Origin of the sequence: Aeromonas veronii (assembly GCA_041319085.1) — a bacterium.
Lineage (GTDB): Bacteria > Pseudomonadota > Gammaproteobacteria > Enterobacterales > Aeromonadaceae > Aeromonas > Aeromonas veronii_F.
Genome location: CP101033.1, coordinates 3,013,369 through 3,027,944, shown reverse-complemented (window position 1 = coordinate 3,027,944; position 14,576 = coordinate 3,013,369). Strand labels below are relative to the sequence as shown.

Here is a 14,576-nt window from a genome sequence, read left to right as displayed (position 1 = left end):
ATGCGATTGAACCGGCGACGGCCGGGTCAGGCGAGCGGTCCGGTGGGACCAACCGAACACAGTGCATAAATTGATAACAAAGTGCTTGGTTATGCAGCGGATTATCGGCTTATTGATTCTGTGTGCAAGCATTTTGATTGGATATGTCGGCAAGATTTTCTTGGCGAAACGAGAGGGATCACTGTTCTCTATCCGCCATTTTTCCCGTTTGGGCCACATTTGATTCGTGAGAGCCTAACTTGTTGATAGTTAACTAACATTTAACATTCTTGCTGCGATTCTGATGGTCACTAAAAAAATATAAATGGGGGCGGCCAAGTGCGAGACAGCTCACATTTTTTGGATTAACATGCCGACTTCCTAATCCAAACTAGTTCGGATGAAGGTAGCAGGAGAGCGATGGGCAACCATCCACCGAAGAAGTGAATCTTTCAGGTACCGGGCAACCGGTGTGGACTGCTACTGGACGATACTCTGGAGAGACCCGTTAAATCGGGCGCCGAAGGAGCAAGGCACCATGACTACCCGCAAGGGCAGGCTGGCGCCGGAAACTCTCAGGCAAAAGGACAGAGGGGATGGGATGGTTGTACCTGGGCTTGGCCCGCATCCGATCGCCTCTGGCCGATCGCGACACCTATGGGAAGATCATCCTTCTCCTCCTTAATTTCTGTTTCTTAAGGAGGATGCATGTCATCAATTCAATCGGCGTTAACCGCCATCGATAGTTTTATCTGGGGGCCGCCCCTGCTGATCCTGCTGGTCGGGACCGGTATCTATCTCACCCTGCGTCTGGGTCTGCTTCAGGTGGTGCGCTTGCCGCTCGCTCTGCGGCTGGTTTTTGGTCGCGATCAGGGGCAGGGTAAGCAGGGAGATGTCTCCAGCTTCGGCGCCCTCTGTACCGCACTCTCTGCCACCATTGGCACCGGTAACATCGTCGGGGTGGCTACCGCCATCAAGCTCGGCGGCCCCGGTGCCCTGTTCTGGATGTGGATGGCGGCACTGTTCGGCATGGCCACCAAGTATGCCGAGTGCCTGCTGGCGGTCAAATACCGCGAGCAGGATGCCAACGGCCAGATGGCTGGCGGCCCCATGTACTATCTGGAGAAGGGGCTCGGTTCCAAACCGCTCGCCAAGCTGTTTGCCCTGTTCGGCATCGGTGTCGCCTTCTTCGGCATCGGTACCTTCCCGCAGGTCAATGCCATCTCCGACGCCATGAGCCTCTCCTTCTCGGTGCCCCGTGAAGCGACCGCCGTGGTGCTGACCCTGATCGTGGCGCTGGTGACTCTGGGGGGGATCAAGTCCATCTCCAGCGTGTCGAGCAAGGTGGTGCCCTTCATGGCCATCTTCTACATCGTCGCTTGTCTGGGCGTGCTGGTGAACAACGCCAGCGCCCTGCCCGATGCCGTCATGCTGGTGATTGAGAGTGCCTTCACCGGCCATGCGGCGACCGGCGGCTTCGTCGGCGCCAGCATCATGCTGGCCATTCAGTCCGGGGTGGCGCGCGGTGTCTTCTCCAACGAGTCGGGGCTGGGCTCTGCGCCCATCGCGGCAGCGGCAGCCAAGACCGACTCCTGCGTGGAGCAGGGGTTGGTCTCCATGACCGGCACCTTCATCGACACCATCATCATCTGTACCATGACCGGCCTGACTCTGGTGGTGACCGGGGTATGGGGTGGTGACTTGAGCGGTGCGGCCATGACCAGTGCCGCCTTTGCGCAAGGACTGGATGCCCATATTGGCCAGTATCTGGTGAGCATTGGCCTGTTGTTCTTCGCTTTTACCACCATCCTTGGCTGGAACTACTACGGTGAGCGCTGCACCGAATACCTGTTCGGGGTGAAGGCGATCAAGCCCTATCGTCTGGTCTATCTGGCGCTGGTGGCGAGCGGCGCCTTTCTCCATCTGGATATGATTTGGTTGCTGGCGGATATCGTCAACGGTCTGATGGCGGTGCCCAACCTCATCGGCCTTATCGGATTGCGCCATGTGGTGATCGCCGAGACTCGCGCCTACTTTGGCCGCGACTGCGATACGGAGTCGGAGCCCGAGCCGCAGACGGCCTGAACGCCTCAGCCCGTTTCACGCTCCCCTTGAAAAGAACAAGCCACGACTCCGGTCGTGGCTTTTTTGGGCGCTGTGTCTATGGATGGGGACTTTCCCTCTCCCTTCGGGATAAGGTCAGGATGAGGGGGATAGCCCCTCGCTTAGCAGGTTATCCAGACGTGCTCGCACTTTCTTCACCAACGCCTGATCGCTACCGCGCCAATCGATGCAGCTTGCCAGCGTGGTGGAGGTTCCCGTCATAAAGCGCTGTTCGCCACCCGCCAGCTCGTAGAAGCGGCTCGCCATCCTGGTTCCCTCATCCACATCCCCCGCCACCAGCAGCATGGCTTGCGCAAGCACGGCACCCTGGTGATCCTGCCCCGGCGCCAGCCAGCGCTGGGCAGTGCCGGTGATCTTGCGTCCCCCGATCACCAGATTGTACTGACCATCGCAAAAGGAGCCGGGCACGAAGTCATAGCTTCCCGCAAGGCCGTACTCTGCCAGCAGGGTCAGCAGCGGCGCGCCCAGCAGCCGGTAGTAGTGGGCGAGATCGGTGGTGGTGCGGGGCAATAGCAGGGAGAGGTTGAGAATGCCCGCGCCGTGGGGCACGGCGGTGCCGCCGCTGTCGCGCACATGTACCGGCCAGCCTTCATTCGCAAGTTGCTGGCAGGCTGCTTCGTAGCGGGGCAGCCGGGTATCCTTGCGGGTGACAATCAGGCATTGGGGCGCCTGCCAGAGGTGAGCGCGGGGCTGGCCGTCACGGGCACAGTCGCGCAGCCAGCGCTGCTCTTGCGCCAGTATCTGTGCGGGGGAGGCGGTATCGGGGAGGGGAGAGAGCAGGCGATAGGGCATGGCGGCATCCTCAAAAAGGGCTGCCCAGCACACTACCCGTGGCCGCTGGCAAGGTAAAGCCCCGCAGTGCGGGGCTTGGGTTTGCTATCGGTGGGCGACGTCTCAGGAGTGACGCGGTTCGCGCTTGGGCAGCAGCAGGTTGAGCACGATGGCGGTGATGCCACCGGTGGCGACGCCGTAGGAGAGCACGCTCTTGGCCAGCTCCGGCAGGTGTTGCAGCACTTCCGGCACCTGCGCGACACCCAGCCCCATGGCGAGCGATACCGCCAGGATCATCAGGGCCCGGCGATCCAGCTCCTCGCGGGAGATGATGCGCACGCCAGCGGCGGCGATGGTGCCAAACATCACTATGGTGGCGCCCCCCAGCACGGGTTCCGGGATCTGCTGGACCAGACTGGCGACCGCCGGGAACAGGCCGAGCAGCGCCAGCATGGCGGCGATAAAGAGGCCGACGTGGCGGCTGGCCACTCCGGTCAGCTGAATAACGCCGTTATTCTGGGCGAAGGTGGACATGGGGAAGGTGGAGAAGAGCGCCGCCAGCATGGAGTTGGCACCATCGGCCAGCACGCCGCCTTTGATCCGCGCCATATAGACAGGCCCTTCCAGCGGCTCGCCGGAGATATCCGAGGTGGCGGTCATGTCGCCGATCGCTTCGAGCGCCGTCACCACGAAGATGATGGCGAGCGGCACGAACAGCTGCCAGTCAAAGCCGAGGCCGTAGTGAAGCGGAATGGGCACCATCACCAGCGGGCCATCGAAGGTGGGGGCGCTCACTTTGCCCAGCAGCAGCGCCACGGCATAGCCCGCCAGCATGGCGATCATGATGGCGGAGAGGCGCAACCAGGGGTTGCGACTGCGCTGCAGCAACACGATAAGGCCGAGCACCAGCAGAGAGAGGAAGAGGTTGGTGTGGCTGGCGAAGCTGCCATCAGAGAGGGCTGCATAGCCGCCGCCCATGCTGATCAGCCCCACCTTGATCAGGGTCAGGCCGATCAGCAGTACCACTATACCGGTCACCAGCGGGGTGATGATCCGTTTCACCAGATGGAGGAAGCGGCTCATCACCACGATAGTGAGTGCGGCAACCATCATGGTGCCAAACAATGTGCCCAACAGATCCTCGGTGGGCATGGCCGCCTGCTTAAGGGCGAGACCGGAGGCAATGATGGGGCCGAGGAAGTTGAAGCTGGTGCCTTGCACCGAGAGCAGGCCGGAACCGATGGGGCCGAAGCGGCGGGTTTGAATGAAGGAGGCGATGCCGGACATGACCAGCGACATGGAGACGATATAACGGGTGTCGGCGGCAGGAAGGCCGAGGGCATTGGAAATGATGAGGGGTGGGGTAATGATGGCGACAAACATGGCGAGCATATGCTGCAGGGCGGCGAACAGCGTCTGGGGCAGGGGCGGTACATCGTCTATGCCGTAGACCAGTTCGCTATGGGCTCGCCTGGGGGGATGTGCCTCTCGATTGGCGCGTGTGACAGCAGCCTGTTCCATAAGTACCTCGAATTGTGTGGGGAGGGGGAGAAAATTGGGCGCTATTGTAGTGATTGAACTGACGCTGACCAGCGCTAATTATGCAAAAAAAGGTTTATTTTTTGATGGGTTGAAACGTTTGCGCGCGGCGATTATCATCTGTCGGTTTGTGTGATCGACCTCTCCTTTTTATTCTCCCCGCTAATGACATTTTTACCACTTTGTAGGTGTAGAATGAGCCCTCCGTATTCATCGTGGAGACTCTGGATGCTCAAGTTGTCAGAGTTCTGGAGTGCGAGGGTTCACTCCGAAGACTTTACTCGTACTCGTATGGGTTTCATGACGGTGCGTTTGCGCCTGTTGACCTGCTTGCTGATGCTCGGATTGCCCGCCTGGGCCGTGGTGGATTGGTTGACCTTGCCCGCCGTTCATTTCGAGCAGCTGTTCCAGGCCAGGATCTTCTGCACCCTGGCGCTCTCTCCGCTGATCCCCCTCTCTTACCTCATTCACTTTCGTCGCGAGCGGATGAAGCTGGCTCTCGGTTATCTGATGATGGTGATGATGATCTTCTCCCTCTTCTGCTTGCACAGCTTTGGCAGCGAGCAGGAGTTGCAGGCTGGTTATGCCGTCTTTCCCTATCTGCTGATCACCCTGTTTGCCATCTTCCCCATCCCCCTCTCCCTCGGCTTGCAGCTGGCAGGCGTGGTGCTGGTGACCATGCTGCTGGGCCACTGGCTGCTGGTGGGCCAGAGCATTTGGAGTCAGGCCACCCTGAATCAGGTGTGGGTACTTGGCATGTTTACCATGGCCAGTTGCTGGGTGCAGTGCGGCCAGCTCAACATGCTGCTGCGGCTCTATCGGGAATCCACAACCGACGAGCTGACCGGCATGATGAACCGCCGCTTGCTGATAAAGCAGCTGGAGCAGGCCAGAGTCCGGTTGCAGACCAAGAGGAAGCCCTTTGCGGTGATGCTGCTGGATCTCGATCGCTTCAAGCGGATCAACGATATCTACGGCCATCTGGCGGGGGATGCGGTGCTCAAGGAGGTGGCCACCACTCTGGGGGAGCAGCTGGAGCCCGATATGGTGCTGGGGCGTTATGGTGGCGAAGAGTTTGCCATCCTGATGCATAACTGCGGTGATCCGGTGCTGGCGAGTCGGGTGGCCGAGCGGCTGCGCATTGCGGTCGAGGCGCGGCTGGTGAAGAGCCCCACCTCGGACGAATTGCTGGAAGTGACGGTGAGTATCGGGATTGCCCTGGCCCATAGTGACGACACCATCGATATTCTGATCAACCGTGCCGATGAGTGTCTCTATCAGGCCAAGATGGCGGGACGCAACTGCGTGGTGGTCGAGGGTCAGAACAGCGCAAAAACAGATGCCGCCTGAGGGCGGCATCCTGTTGGCAATGTGCTGGTGAAATCAGGCCAGTTTGTACTTGCCGGAGAGCTGCTGGGCCAGCAGCTTGAACATGTTGAAGACCGCCATGGTCTTGCCGGTCGGGGTGCCATCTTCGGCCAGGAAAAACTCCCCCTTGAACACCAGAATCTCCCCCTTCTGCTCCACCGAGTCGGCGCGCATGCCGTGGATGAAATCCTCGTGATTCTTGATAATGTCATTGGCCATTGCCAGCAGCTCATCATGACTGAGCAGGGTTTTTTCTGTTTGCATAATTCGCTCCTTAAGGTGCATTGCGGGCGATAGTATGCCTCAGATGGTTTGAGCTGAACCAGCACAAAAGAGGATGCCGATAAGTGGCATCCTCTCGACCGGCGAGATCGCCAGCGTGATCCAGAAATACGGCGAACTGATCGACAGGGTCACGACCGAGATCTCTGACGTCGCCAGCACCGTCTCGGATCTGGCGTTCTGAGCTCCCTGACTTCCTGCCATGACGAGGCATTGACGCATATTTGAGCAGTCAGTCCCCCAATCTGAACCCCTCCTGTATCGTGCCGCCATTGTGAATTGTCCTCTCCTGGCCCCTTGACTAGGCTTGCCGCCTTATTCATTTCAGAGCAGGAACAGAACAAGATGGCATTACAACAGAAGGGGCGGGCCATGGCCCTGCTGGTTATGGTCGCGAGCATGGGTCTGGGCGGCTGCATGGGGCAGATGGGGCTTTCCGGCATGGTCACCAAAGGCAACCTGAGCGTGGTGGATAACCGCTACGGTCGTGCCGGGGTCTTTATGCTGCTCTCCCCTATCTACGGTCTGGCCGCGACCGCGGACCTGTTCGTCTTCAATACCATCGAGTTCTGGTCTGGCAAAAACCCCATCACCGGCAAATCCCCGGCCGTGGTGGACATGAAGGCCAATCCGGTGATCAAGGTGAACCAGCATCTGGATCCGGCCCTTAAGAAGGTGCCGCTGGCCATGCTGCCACAAGGGGTGCGCGAGGTAGAGATCAGCTACCCGAACGAGCGAACCGCCCAGATGGAAGTGCACTATCTGGATGGTCGCAGCAGCATGATGCGCGGCGAGAAGCGCGGCGAGCTGATGGATATCTACTTCGACGGCAAGTTAGTTTCTACCCTGACCCGCTCAGAGCTGGAGCAGATGAGCGTGAACGCCAGCGCCGCCTGATTATCACGGCTCATGCCGACAACAAACGCCCCGCAACTGCGGGGCGTTTTGCATTGTGCCTAGTCGGGCTGCTTGCGATGCGGCGGGGTGAGGATCAGCTCCAGTAGACGGTGCAGGTGGGTGAGTTGTTCGGTCAGCTGGACGTTGAGCCAGAGGTAGCCATTGATCGCCGCCTCGGTATTGGGCGGCAGCGACACCTGCGTTGCCACCTCGTGCAGGCGGGCGATGGCGGCGTCTGCGCCACGCCCGTCACCGGTTTGCATCATCAGGGCAAGCTGGCTGATCGCCTCTTCGGTAGCCTGATGACAGATGTGCAGCGCAGCCGTGCTCTGCATCAGGAAGTGGCTCTCCCGATCGTTCCAGTAGGTGTTGGCCAGCATCTCCAGGGTACAGAGGGTGTTGCGCATGGTGACCTGCACCGCATCAAACAGGGCGACGCTGTGGCGCGTTTCCTTGGCTGCGGGGGCTAACAGGGCCCGCAGTTTGCCGGTCTGGGCCAGCAGTTGGGAGAGATTGTGCTTGAGGCGCGGGCGCTCCAGCACATTGGGGGAGAGGTGGGTGTGATAGAGCCGCCCCGACTGCTGCAAGATCTGGTGCAGTTGCAGCCGCCAGTGGCTGTAGGCCCGCTGGGGATAGATGCTGCAAAAGAGCAGCGCCAGCAGGGAGCCGAGGATCACGTCGGCACTGCGCCACAGCGCCATCTTGATGTCCCCCGGCATGGCCCCCATGGTGATGCCAAGGGTGATACCGATCAGCAGCCCCACATAGGGGCGCTTGCCGAGCGCCAGATAGCCGCAGAGGAACATGATGCATCCGCACCAGACCAGGGTGAGCGGCAGGGAGTAGATCTCGATATAAAGTGCCACCACCCCGCAACTGGCGCCGAAGATGGTGCCCACCACCCGCTGCAGGGCGCGGGAGAGCACATTGCCCCAAAACGAGATGGGGCCCATCACCACCACCAGGGTGATCAGCGGCCAGGTGCTCTCCGGCAGTTTCAGCTCGCGGGTCAGCAGAAAGGTGAGCATAAAGGCGAGCGCAATGCGCAGGCCATGGACGATCCGGTAGCGGCCATAGACCAGCAGATCGAGTCGGGAGAGGGGGGCATCAAGACGCAAGGTCTACCTCCTGTCAGGTGGGTGACGGGGCGCCGTGCATCCGGCCGACGCCCCGTGCGGGTATCAGGCCAGTCGTCCCTGCAAGGGGTGGATCCAGACCCGCTCGCCAACGGCGATCCCGGGTTGATCCGGTACGATTTCTATCAGGCAGTTGGCATCGGCCATGGAGCTCAAAATACCGGAGCCCTGTGGCCCGGTGGTGCGCACCCGCAGCTGGCCGTTACGGTCCTGATGGAAGATGCCGCGCAGAAACTCGGTGCGCCCCGGGCGGCTCTTCATTTTCTCATCCGCCAGTGCCGACAGGCGCAGCGGCTGCCACCGCTTGCCCTGCAGGCGGGCGATGGCGGGCTCGACAAACTGCAGCACGCAGATCATCGCCGCCACCGGATTGCCCGGCAGGCCGAAGAAGGGGGTCTGCCCCAGCTTGCCAAAGGCGAGCGGGCGGCCCGGCCGCATCTGGATGCGCCAGAAATCGATCTGGCCGAGCTCCGCCAGCACCAGCTTGATAAAGTCGGCGTTGCCCACGGAGACCCCGCCCGAGCTCAGCACCAGATCGGCGCTGGCGGCGGCCTGCTCCAGCTGCTGGCGCAGGATGGTCTTGTCATCGGGAATGATGCCAAGATCCATCACCTCGCAACCGGCGGCGCGGATAAGGGCCATCAGGGTGAAGCGGTTGCTGTCGAAGATATGGCCGGGGGCGAGCTGCTCGCCCGGGGCCTGCACTTCGTCACCGGTACTGAACAGCGCCACTTTCAGCGGGGTGCGCACAGTGAGACTGGCTTGACCGAGTGATGCCGCCAGCCCCAGCTGGGGTGCGCCAAGATACGTACCTGCCGCAATGGCGACCGCGCCTTTGGCGAGATCTTCGCCGGCGAGGCGCACATTCTGCCCTGCTCGTATCGGGGCGGTGACGGTGACCCACTCACCCTCAATAAGCGTCTCTTCCCGCATCACCACGGTATCGACACCGGGGGGCAGCGGGGCGCCGGTCATGATCTGCACCGCCTGACCGGCCAGCACCGGCTCATGGCGCTGCTGGCCCGCCAGCACTTCACCCACCAGCAGCCAGCGACCGGCGGCGAGATCGTCGCCCCGAAGGCCAATGCCATCCATCGCCGAGTTGGCGTGGGGCGGCACATTGATGGGGCTGATCAGATCGGCGGCCAGCACGGCGCCGTGGCACTGGGCCAGCGGCTTGTCGCAGCTGGCTGTGCTCGGGGTGAGAGCTGCCAGAATGGCGCTGCGGGCCGCTTCGACCGAGAGAAAACCCTTGCCCGCCTCCGGCTCCTTGTTCTGGCAGCCGTCAAGCCAGCAACAGACGAAGTCGGCGATGGCCGCCAGATCGTTGATATTGAGGCGGGGCAGGCTTGTCTGCTGTTGTTCGCCACTCTGTTGGGGCTGATCGCTGGCCAGCGCAATGATGTCGCTGTCTTCGGGGAAGAGCAGCGGCTTGCCAATCTCGGCGCGGTGCAGCTCGATTTTCGGGAAGTGTTCGTGTTTGAACCCCTCGACCAAGAGCAGATCGAGCTCTGTCTGATCGAAGCTGGCCAGCAGCTGGCGAAAGTCAGCTTCGGCCAGTTCCGTTTCGCCGTGCGTTGTTTCAGTTATGCGCGCATGGCGGCGGCGGGAGGCGACCATCATCTGTCGGGCACCCGCCTTGCGCAGGCGATAGCTGTCCTTGCCCGGCTGGTCGATATCAAAATCGTGATGGGCGTGCTTGAGCACCCCGATGCGCAGGCCGCGATCCACCAGCAGGGGGATCAACTGCTCCAGCAAGGTGGTCTTGCCGGTGCCGCTCCAGGCGGCGAAGCCGAGCAGGGGAAGGGTGGGGGCCGGGGTCATGAGGTGACTCCTTGTTGGGGGTCGATAGCCGTGGCAAGCAGACGGGCCTCGTAGGCGGCCAGCTCGGCAGGGCTGTTGAGATTGATAAAGGCATCCGGCTGATCGGCAAAGCTCACCACCGCCATATGGTGGCGGGCAAACCAGATATCGATTTTGCGCTCTCCCTCGGCCAGTGCGGCGGTGAGGGAGGGGAGCAGGGATTTGTGCAGCAGGGCCACCACGGGTTGCAGCCAGTCGCCATCGTGGGCCACTACCAGCTCGGTATCCGGGGTCAGGGCGGCGCGAAAGCGGCTCATCAGATCCAGCGGCAGGGCGGGGCCATCGCAGGGGACGAACAGCACCCAGTCGTGACGGGAGGCGGCAAGACCTGCCTGCATGCCCGCCAGCGGGCCGAGATAGTCGTTGTTGTCATCGCTGATGACCGGGGCCAGCGCCTGATAGCGGGCCTGACTGCGGTTGGCGTTGATCAGCACCTCATCCACCTGGGGGCGCAGGCGCGCCAAAACATGGTCGATAAGAGGGCGTCCCGCCAGTGCTACCCATCCCTTGTCTTCGCCCCCCATCCGGGTGGCGCGGCCTCCTGCCAGGATCACTGCTGATACGGCAACGGGATCAGAGTGGCTGTCGCTTTTTGAAGTCATGTCGCTCGATGATTTTTAAAGGGGTCGTCTCTTGCAGCTGGCCACGGGCGAGGGTCCATTGCCGCTCGCACAGGTCGGTCAGGGCATTGCTCTGGTGGCTGATGACGACCAGGCCGCTGCCATGTTCCCGCAGATCTTGCGCCAATGCGGCCATCAGGGCAACCGAATGTGTGTCCAGATTGGCGGTGGGCTCATCCATCAGCAGAAAGGCCGGTTGCAGCGCCCAGGCGCGGGCCATTGCCAGCCGTTGCCGTTCGCCACCGGACAAAATGCTGATGTGCTCCCGCGCCAACCCCTCCAGCTCGACCCGGCGCAGCGCCTCGAACACTCGGATCTCGCTGCCGAGCTGTTTATCGAGCGCCCAGGCGACGTTGTCGTGCACCGTGCGATCGAACAGATAGGGGGTCTGGTGCAGATAGGTGACCCGGCCCGGCCCCAGATCCCGCTTGAGCAGCCGGTTGAGCCGCTGTTGCCAGCGCCCCGGCAGATTGGTGTGGCCGCGGGTGGGGGCGAGCAGCCCTGCCAGGATTTTGAGCAAGGTGGTCTTGCCCACCCCGTTGGCTCCATGCAGCCAGATGGCATCCCCCGGTGCGATGGCGAGCCGGTCAATCTCGAACAGCTGGCGCTCGCCAAAGCGCATCGTCAGCTGGTGGGCGGTCAGAGCCATGGGTTACTCCTGTTGATACACAGTGGGGGCATGGTCAGTTCTTCAGATAGCTGTGGCCGCGACACGCCGTCAGCAACAGGTTGAGCGCGAGGGCGAGGGTGAGCAGCACTATGCCGAGGGCCACCCCCTGGGTGAAGGCCCCTTTCTGGGTCTCCAGCGCGATGGCGGTGGGGATATTGCGGGTGAAGTGCAGGATATTGCCCCCCACCATCATGGAGCAGCCCACCTCTGTAACGATGCGGCTAAAGGCGCCGATGATGGCGGCCAGCAGGCCAAAGCGGCACTCGTGCATCAGCCCGATCAGCGCCTTGGGCCAGGAGACCCCCAGGGTCAGGGCGGTCTCCCAGGCTCGCCGGTCGCTCTGGACAAACGCTGCGTGAGCCATGGTAGCGATCACCGGAAAGGCGATCAGCATCTGCCCCACCACCATCGCCTGCTGGGTAAAGAGCAGCTTCCAGTCGCCAAAGGGGCCAGCTCGCGACAGCAACATATAAAGCAGCAGGCCAATCACCACGGTGGGCACCGATTGCAGGGTATTGATGCAGGAGAGCCAGAGCCAGCGGCCGGGTAGCGGCAGGTAGGCCAGCGCAAAGCCCAGCAGCAAGGCGGGCAGCAGCACCAGCAGCAGGGCGATGCCGGAGACGGAGAAGGAGACCCCCACCACCTGCCACAGTTCGGTGTCACCACTGAACAGCAGGGCGAGGGCCGCCAACGTAGTATCGAGCAGGGTTGGCATCAGACCTCTCTCTCCTCTCTCATAGTGCAGGGCGAGTAGTGCAGGGCGAGGGACGTCAATACGGTCGTGTCGAGCAGGGTCGGCATCAGGCGCCTCCCTCAGCGAACCGGGGGAGGGCCATCAAGGTCATCGCAGGGGTCAGCGTTGCCATTATTTCCCGTTGGCATCCGCGACAAACAGCGCCTGACCCGCCACCTTGAAGTCGCCGATCAGCTGCTGGCCATGCTCGGAGACCAGCCAGTTCTTCAGGGTGCGGGCCCCTTCGGTGTTGAGATCCGGGTAGCGCTTGGGGTTGACCAGGATCACCTGATAGGGGTTGAACAGACGCTTGTCACCCTCCAGCAGTACGGCGAGATCCAGCTTGCTCTGGTAGGCGAGCCAGGTGCCGCGGTCGGTCAGGGTGTAGGCACCGAGCTCGGAGGCCATGGTCAGGGTCGGACCCATCCCCTGGCCGATGGATTTGTAACCGGCAAACTCGGGTTTGACGTCAGCGGCCTGCCACAGGGTCTTCTCCTTGATGTGGGTGCCAGACTCGTCACCGCGGGAGATAAAGGTCTGGCCCTGCTCCTTGATGGCTTGCAGCCCCTTGGCCGCGTCGTGCAGCTTGGCCAGACCCGCCGGATCTTTTGCCGGGCCGACGATAACGAAGTCGTTGTACATCAGGTGTACTGGCTCGATGCCAAAACCCGCATCGACGAACTTCTTCTCGGCAGAGGGAGCGTGGGTCATCACCAGATCCGCATCGCCATTCTCGCCCATCTTCAGGCTCTGGCCGGTACCGGCCGCCATCACCTGCACCGGATAACCGGTCTCCTTGGTGAACTGGGGCAGCAGCCAGCCCAGCAGACCGGACTGCTCGGTGCTGGTGGTGGTGGCGAGGCGGATCGGCGCTTTTGTGGCATTAGTATCCGCTTCGGCGTGGGCGGCCCCGGCGATCAGCAGGCTGGCGGCGAGGGAGAGGGCAAAACGTTTGAGGCTGGTGTTAATCGTCATCGTGATGCAACTTTTCAGCGTGGATAAAGAGAGGGTAAGAGTAAGCAAACAGGGTGCCAAACTGTTCCTTTGCTGGTGCATTCACGGTTTGCCGTTTAAAAACAGAAGCTTATTAGAATCAATTAGGTGAGCTTGTTATCGCTTTTAATAATTGATGTTGGTGCTTTTGATACGGTAAGGACAAAATGTCCCACTCAAGTTCCGGTTATCGGGACATTCACCGACCGTACGTGCATCCGAGGTACTTTTTTCCATGACACTCCCTCCCAGCCGCTGGTCTGCCCTCTCCCTGCTTATCGTTGACGATGAGCCCGGCATGCGCAGCTTTCTGGCCAAGGCGCTGGCCAAGCGCTTCGCCCAGATTGAGACTGCCGCCAGCGTGGAGGAGGCGGAAGCCCTGCGCTGCCGCCTTCACTTCGACCTTATCATCGCCGACATCCGGCTGCCTGGGCGCTCCGGCATCGAGTGGCACGAAGCCATAGACCCCGCTACCCGCCGCAGCGACATCATCTTCATGACCGGTTTTGGTGATATGGAGACCGCCCTCAAGGCGCTGCGCCTCGGCGCCAGCGACTTTATCCTCAAGCCCTTCAACCTCGATCAGATGGTGCAGGCGGTGGACAGAGTCATCGAGCGCCGCCAGATGGAGCGGGAGAACCTGCTGCTGCGCCGGGAGGTGAGCAAGCTGTTCCCGCCCACCCTGATTGGCGACAGCGCCAAGACCCGCGAGCTCAAGACGCTCATCGCTCGGGTCGCCCCCTCCAATGCCGCCGTGCTGGTGGAGGGGGAGTCCGGCACCGGCAAGGAGCTGGTGGCCCGCGCCCTGCATCAACTCTCCGGCCGGATGGGGGCCTTTGTGCCCCTCAACTGCGCCTCCATCGCACCGGAGCTGCTGGAAAGCGAGCTGTTTGGCCATGTGCAGGGAGCTTTTACCGGCGCCCGCAAGGGGCGTGACGGCCTGTTTCGGGTCGCCCATCAGGGCACCCTGTTTCTCGACGAGATCGGCGAGATGCCGCTGGCCATGCAGGCTTCGTTGCTGCGGGCGCTGGAGCAGAAGGCGATCCGCCCGGTCGGCGCCGAGCGCGAATTGGCGGTGGATGTACGCATCGTCGCCGCCACCAACCGCAACCTCAAGGCCGAGGTGGAGGCGGGCCGCTTTCGCGAGGATCTCTTCTATCGCCTCAACGTGGTGGCGCTGCCGGTGGCCCCCTTGCGGGATCGCATCGACGATATCCCCGCGCTGGTGCACCACTTTACCCGCCAGCTCACCGCCGAGATGGGGATGGGCTCCTTGAGCTGGACCCACGAAGATGTGGTGGCGATGCAGGCCTATCCCTGGCCCGGCAACGTGCGGGAGCTGCGCAACCTCATCGAACGCTGCCTGCTGCTGGGCAAGCCGCCGGCGGATTACTGGCAGAGCAGCAAGCCCGCCGAACAGGGGGTGAGCGAGGAGGGCTATCCGCTGGCATGGCCGCTGGCGGAGGTGGAGAAGGCCCACATCCTGCAAGTGGTGGCGAGCCATGATGGCAACAAGTCGGCCGCCTCCCGGGTGCTCGGGGTGGCGCGCAAGACGCTGGATCGCAAATTCAAGGAGTGGGCCATCGAATGAGTAAAGTTGA

Annotated in this window: 13 protein-coding genes and 1 riboswitch; of the genes, 4 read left to right on the top strand and 9 right to left on the bottom strand. The window is 61.9% G+C overall.

Annotated elements, in window-relative coordinates; all coding sequences use genetic code 11:
- Positions 1-464 precede the first annotated feature (464 nt).
- Positions 465-580: riboswitch (glycine riboswitch) on the top strand.
- Positions 581-687: 107 nt separating this feature from the next.
- Positions 688-2,064, top strand: coding sequence for a sodium:alanine symporter family protein (locus NMD14_14250; GenBank protein XEI31919.1), 1,377 nt, complete (start codon positions 688-690; stop codon positions 2,062-2,064).
- Between the two features lie 114 nt (positions 2,065-2,178).
- Here the strand turns inward: NMD14_14250 and NMD14_14245 are convergent, their stop codons facing one another.
- On the bottom strand, positions 2,179-2,895 hold the full coding sequence (locus NMD14_14245) for a protein ligase (GenBank protein ID XEI31918.1): 717 nt from the start codon (positions 2,893-2,895) through the stop codon (positions 2,179-2,181).
- Between the two features lie 102 nt (positions 2,896-2,997).
- Complete coding sequence (locus tag NMD14_14240; GenBank protein XEI31917.1) at positions 2,998-4,395, bottom strand: purine permease; 1,398 nt, start codon at positions 4,393-4,395, stop codon at positions 2,998-3,000.
- Between the two features lie 246 nt (positions 4,396-4,641).
- Between NMD14_14240 and NMD14_14235 the strand changes: the two genes are divergently transcribed.
- Positions 4,642-5,763: a GGDEF domain-containing protein gene (locus tag NMD14_14235; protein ID XEI31916.1), complete on the top strand. Its 1,122-nt coding sequence runs from the start codon at positions 4,642-4,644 to the stop codon at positions 5,761-5,763.
- Between the two features lie 33 nt (positions 5,764-5,796).
- Here the strand turns inward: NMD14_14235 and NMD14_14230 are convergent, their stop codons facing one another.
- Positions 5,797-6,045: a DUF2498 family protein gene (locus tag NMD14_14230; protein ID XEI31915.1), complete on the bottom strand. Its 249-nt coding sequence runs from the start codon at positions 6,043-6,045 to the stop codon at positions 5,797-5,799.
- A 363-nt stretch (positions 6,046-6,408) separates the two neighbouring features.
- On the opposite strand from NMD14_14230, the gene NMD14_14225 reads away from it, so the two are divergent.
- Positions 6,409-6,960, top strand: a complete 552-nt coding sequence (locus NMD14_14225; protein XEI31914.1) for a DUF3332 domain-containing protein — start codon at positions 6,409-6,411, stop codon at positions 6,958-6,960.
- A gap of 59 nt (positions 6,961-7,019) precedes the next feature.
- On the opposite strand, the gene NMD14_14220 is transcribed toward NMD14_14225, so the two are convergent.
- The 6 genes from NMD14_14220 to NMD14_14195 form a co-directional block, all read right to left on the bottom strand.
- On the bottom strand, positions 7,020-8,078 hold the full coding sequence (locus NMD14_14220) for an FUSC family protein (protein ID XEI31913.1): 1,059 nt from the start codon (positions 8,076-8,078) through the stop codon (positions 7,020-7,022).
- A 63-nt stretch (positions 8,079-8,141) separates the two neighbouring features.
- Positions 8,142-9,920, bottom strand: coding sequence for a bifunctional molybdopterin-guanine dinucleotide biosynthesis adaptor protein MobB/molybdopterin molybdotransferase MoeA (locus NMD14_14215; protein XEI31912.1), 1,779 nt, complete (start codon positions 9,918-9,920; stop codon positions 8,142-8,144).
- Positions 9,917-10,561: a molybdenum cofactor guanylyltransferase MobA gene (gene mobA / locus NMD14_14210; GenBank protein ID XEI31911.1), complete on the bottom strand. Its 645-nt coding sequence runs from the start codon at positions 10,559-10,561 to the stop codon at positions 9,917-9,919. Before mobA ends, NMD14_14215 begins: the two co-directional genes overlap by 4 nt.
- Entirely contained in the window at positions 10,533-11,228 is a 696-nt protein-coding gene (locus NMD14_14205; protein ID XEI31910.1) for an energy-coupling factor ABC transporter ATP-binding protein, read from the bottom strand. Before NMD14_14205 ends, mobA begins: the two co-directional genes overlap by 29 nt.
- A 34-nt stretch (positions 11,229-11,262) precedes the next feature.
- Entirely contained in the window at positions 11,263-11,964 is a 702-nt protein-coding gene (locus NMD14_14200) for an ABC transporter permease (protein ID XEI31909.1), read from the bottom strand.
- A 150-nt stretch (positions 11,965-12,114) separates the two neighbouring features.
- Positions 12,115-12,957, bottom strand: coding sequence for a substrate-binding domain-containing protein (locus NMD14_14195; protein XEI31908.1), 843 nt, complete (start codon positions 12,955-12,957; stop codon positions 12,115-12,117).
- Between the two features lie 253 nt (positions 12,958-13,210).
- Here NMD14_14195 and NMD14_14190 point away from each other — a divergent pair, with 253 nt between their 5' ends.
- Entirely contained in the window at positions 13,211-14,566 is a 1,356-nt protein-coding gene (locus tag NMD14_14190) for a sigma-54 dependent transcriptional regulator (protein ID XEI31907.1), read from the top strand.
- The last annotated feature ends 10 nt before the right edge of the window (positions 14,567-14,576 follow it).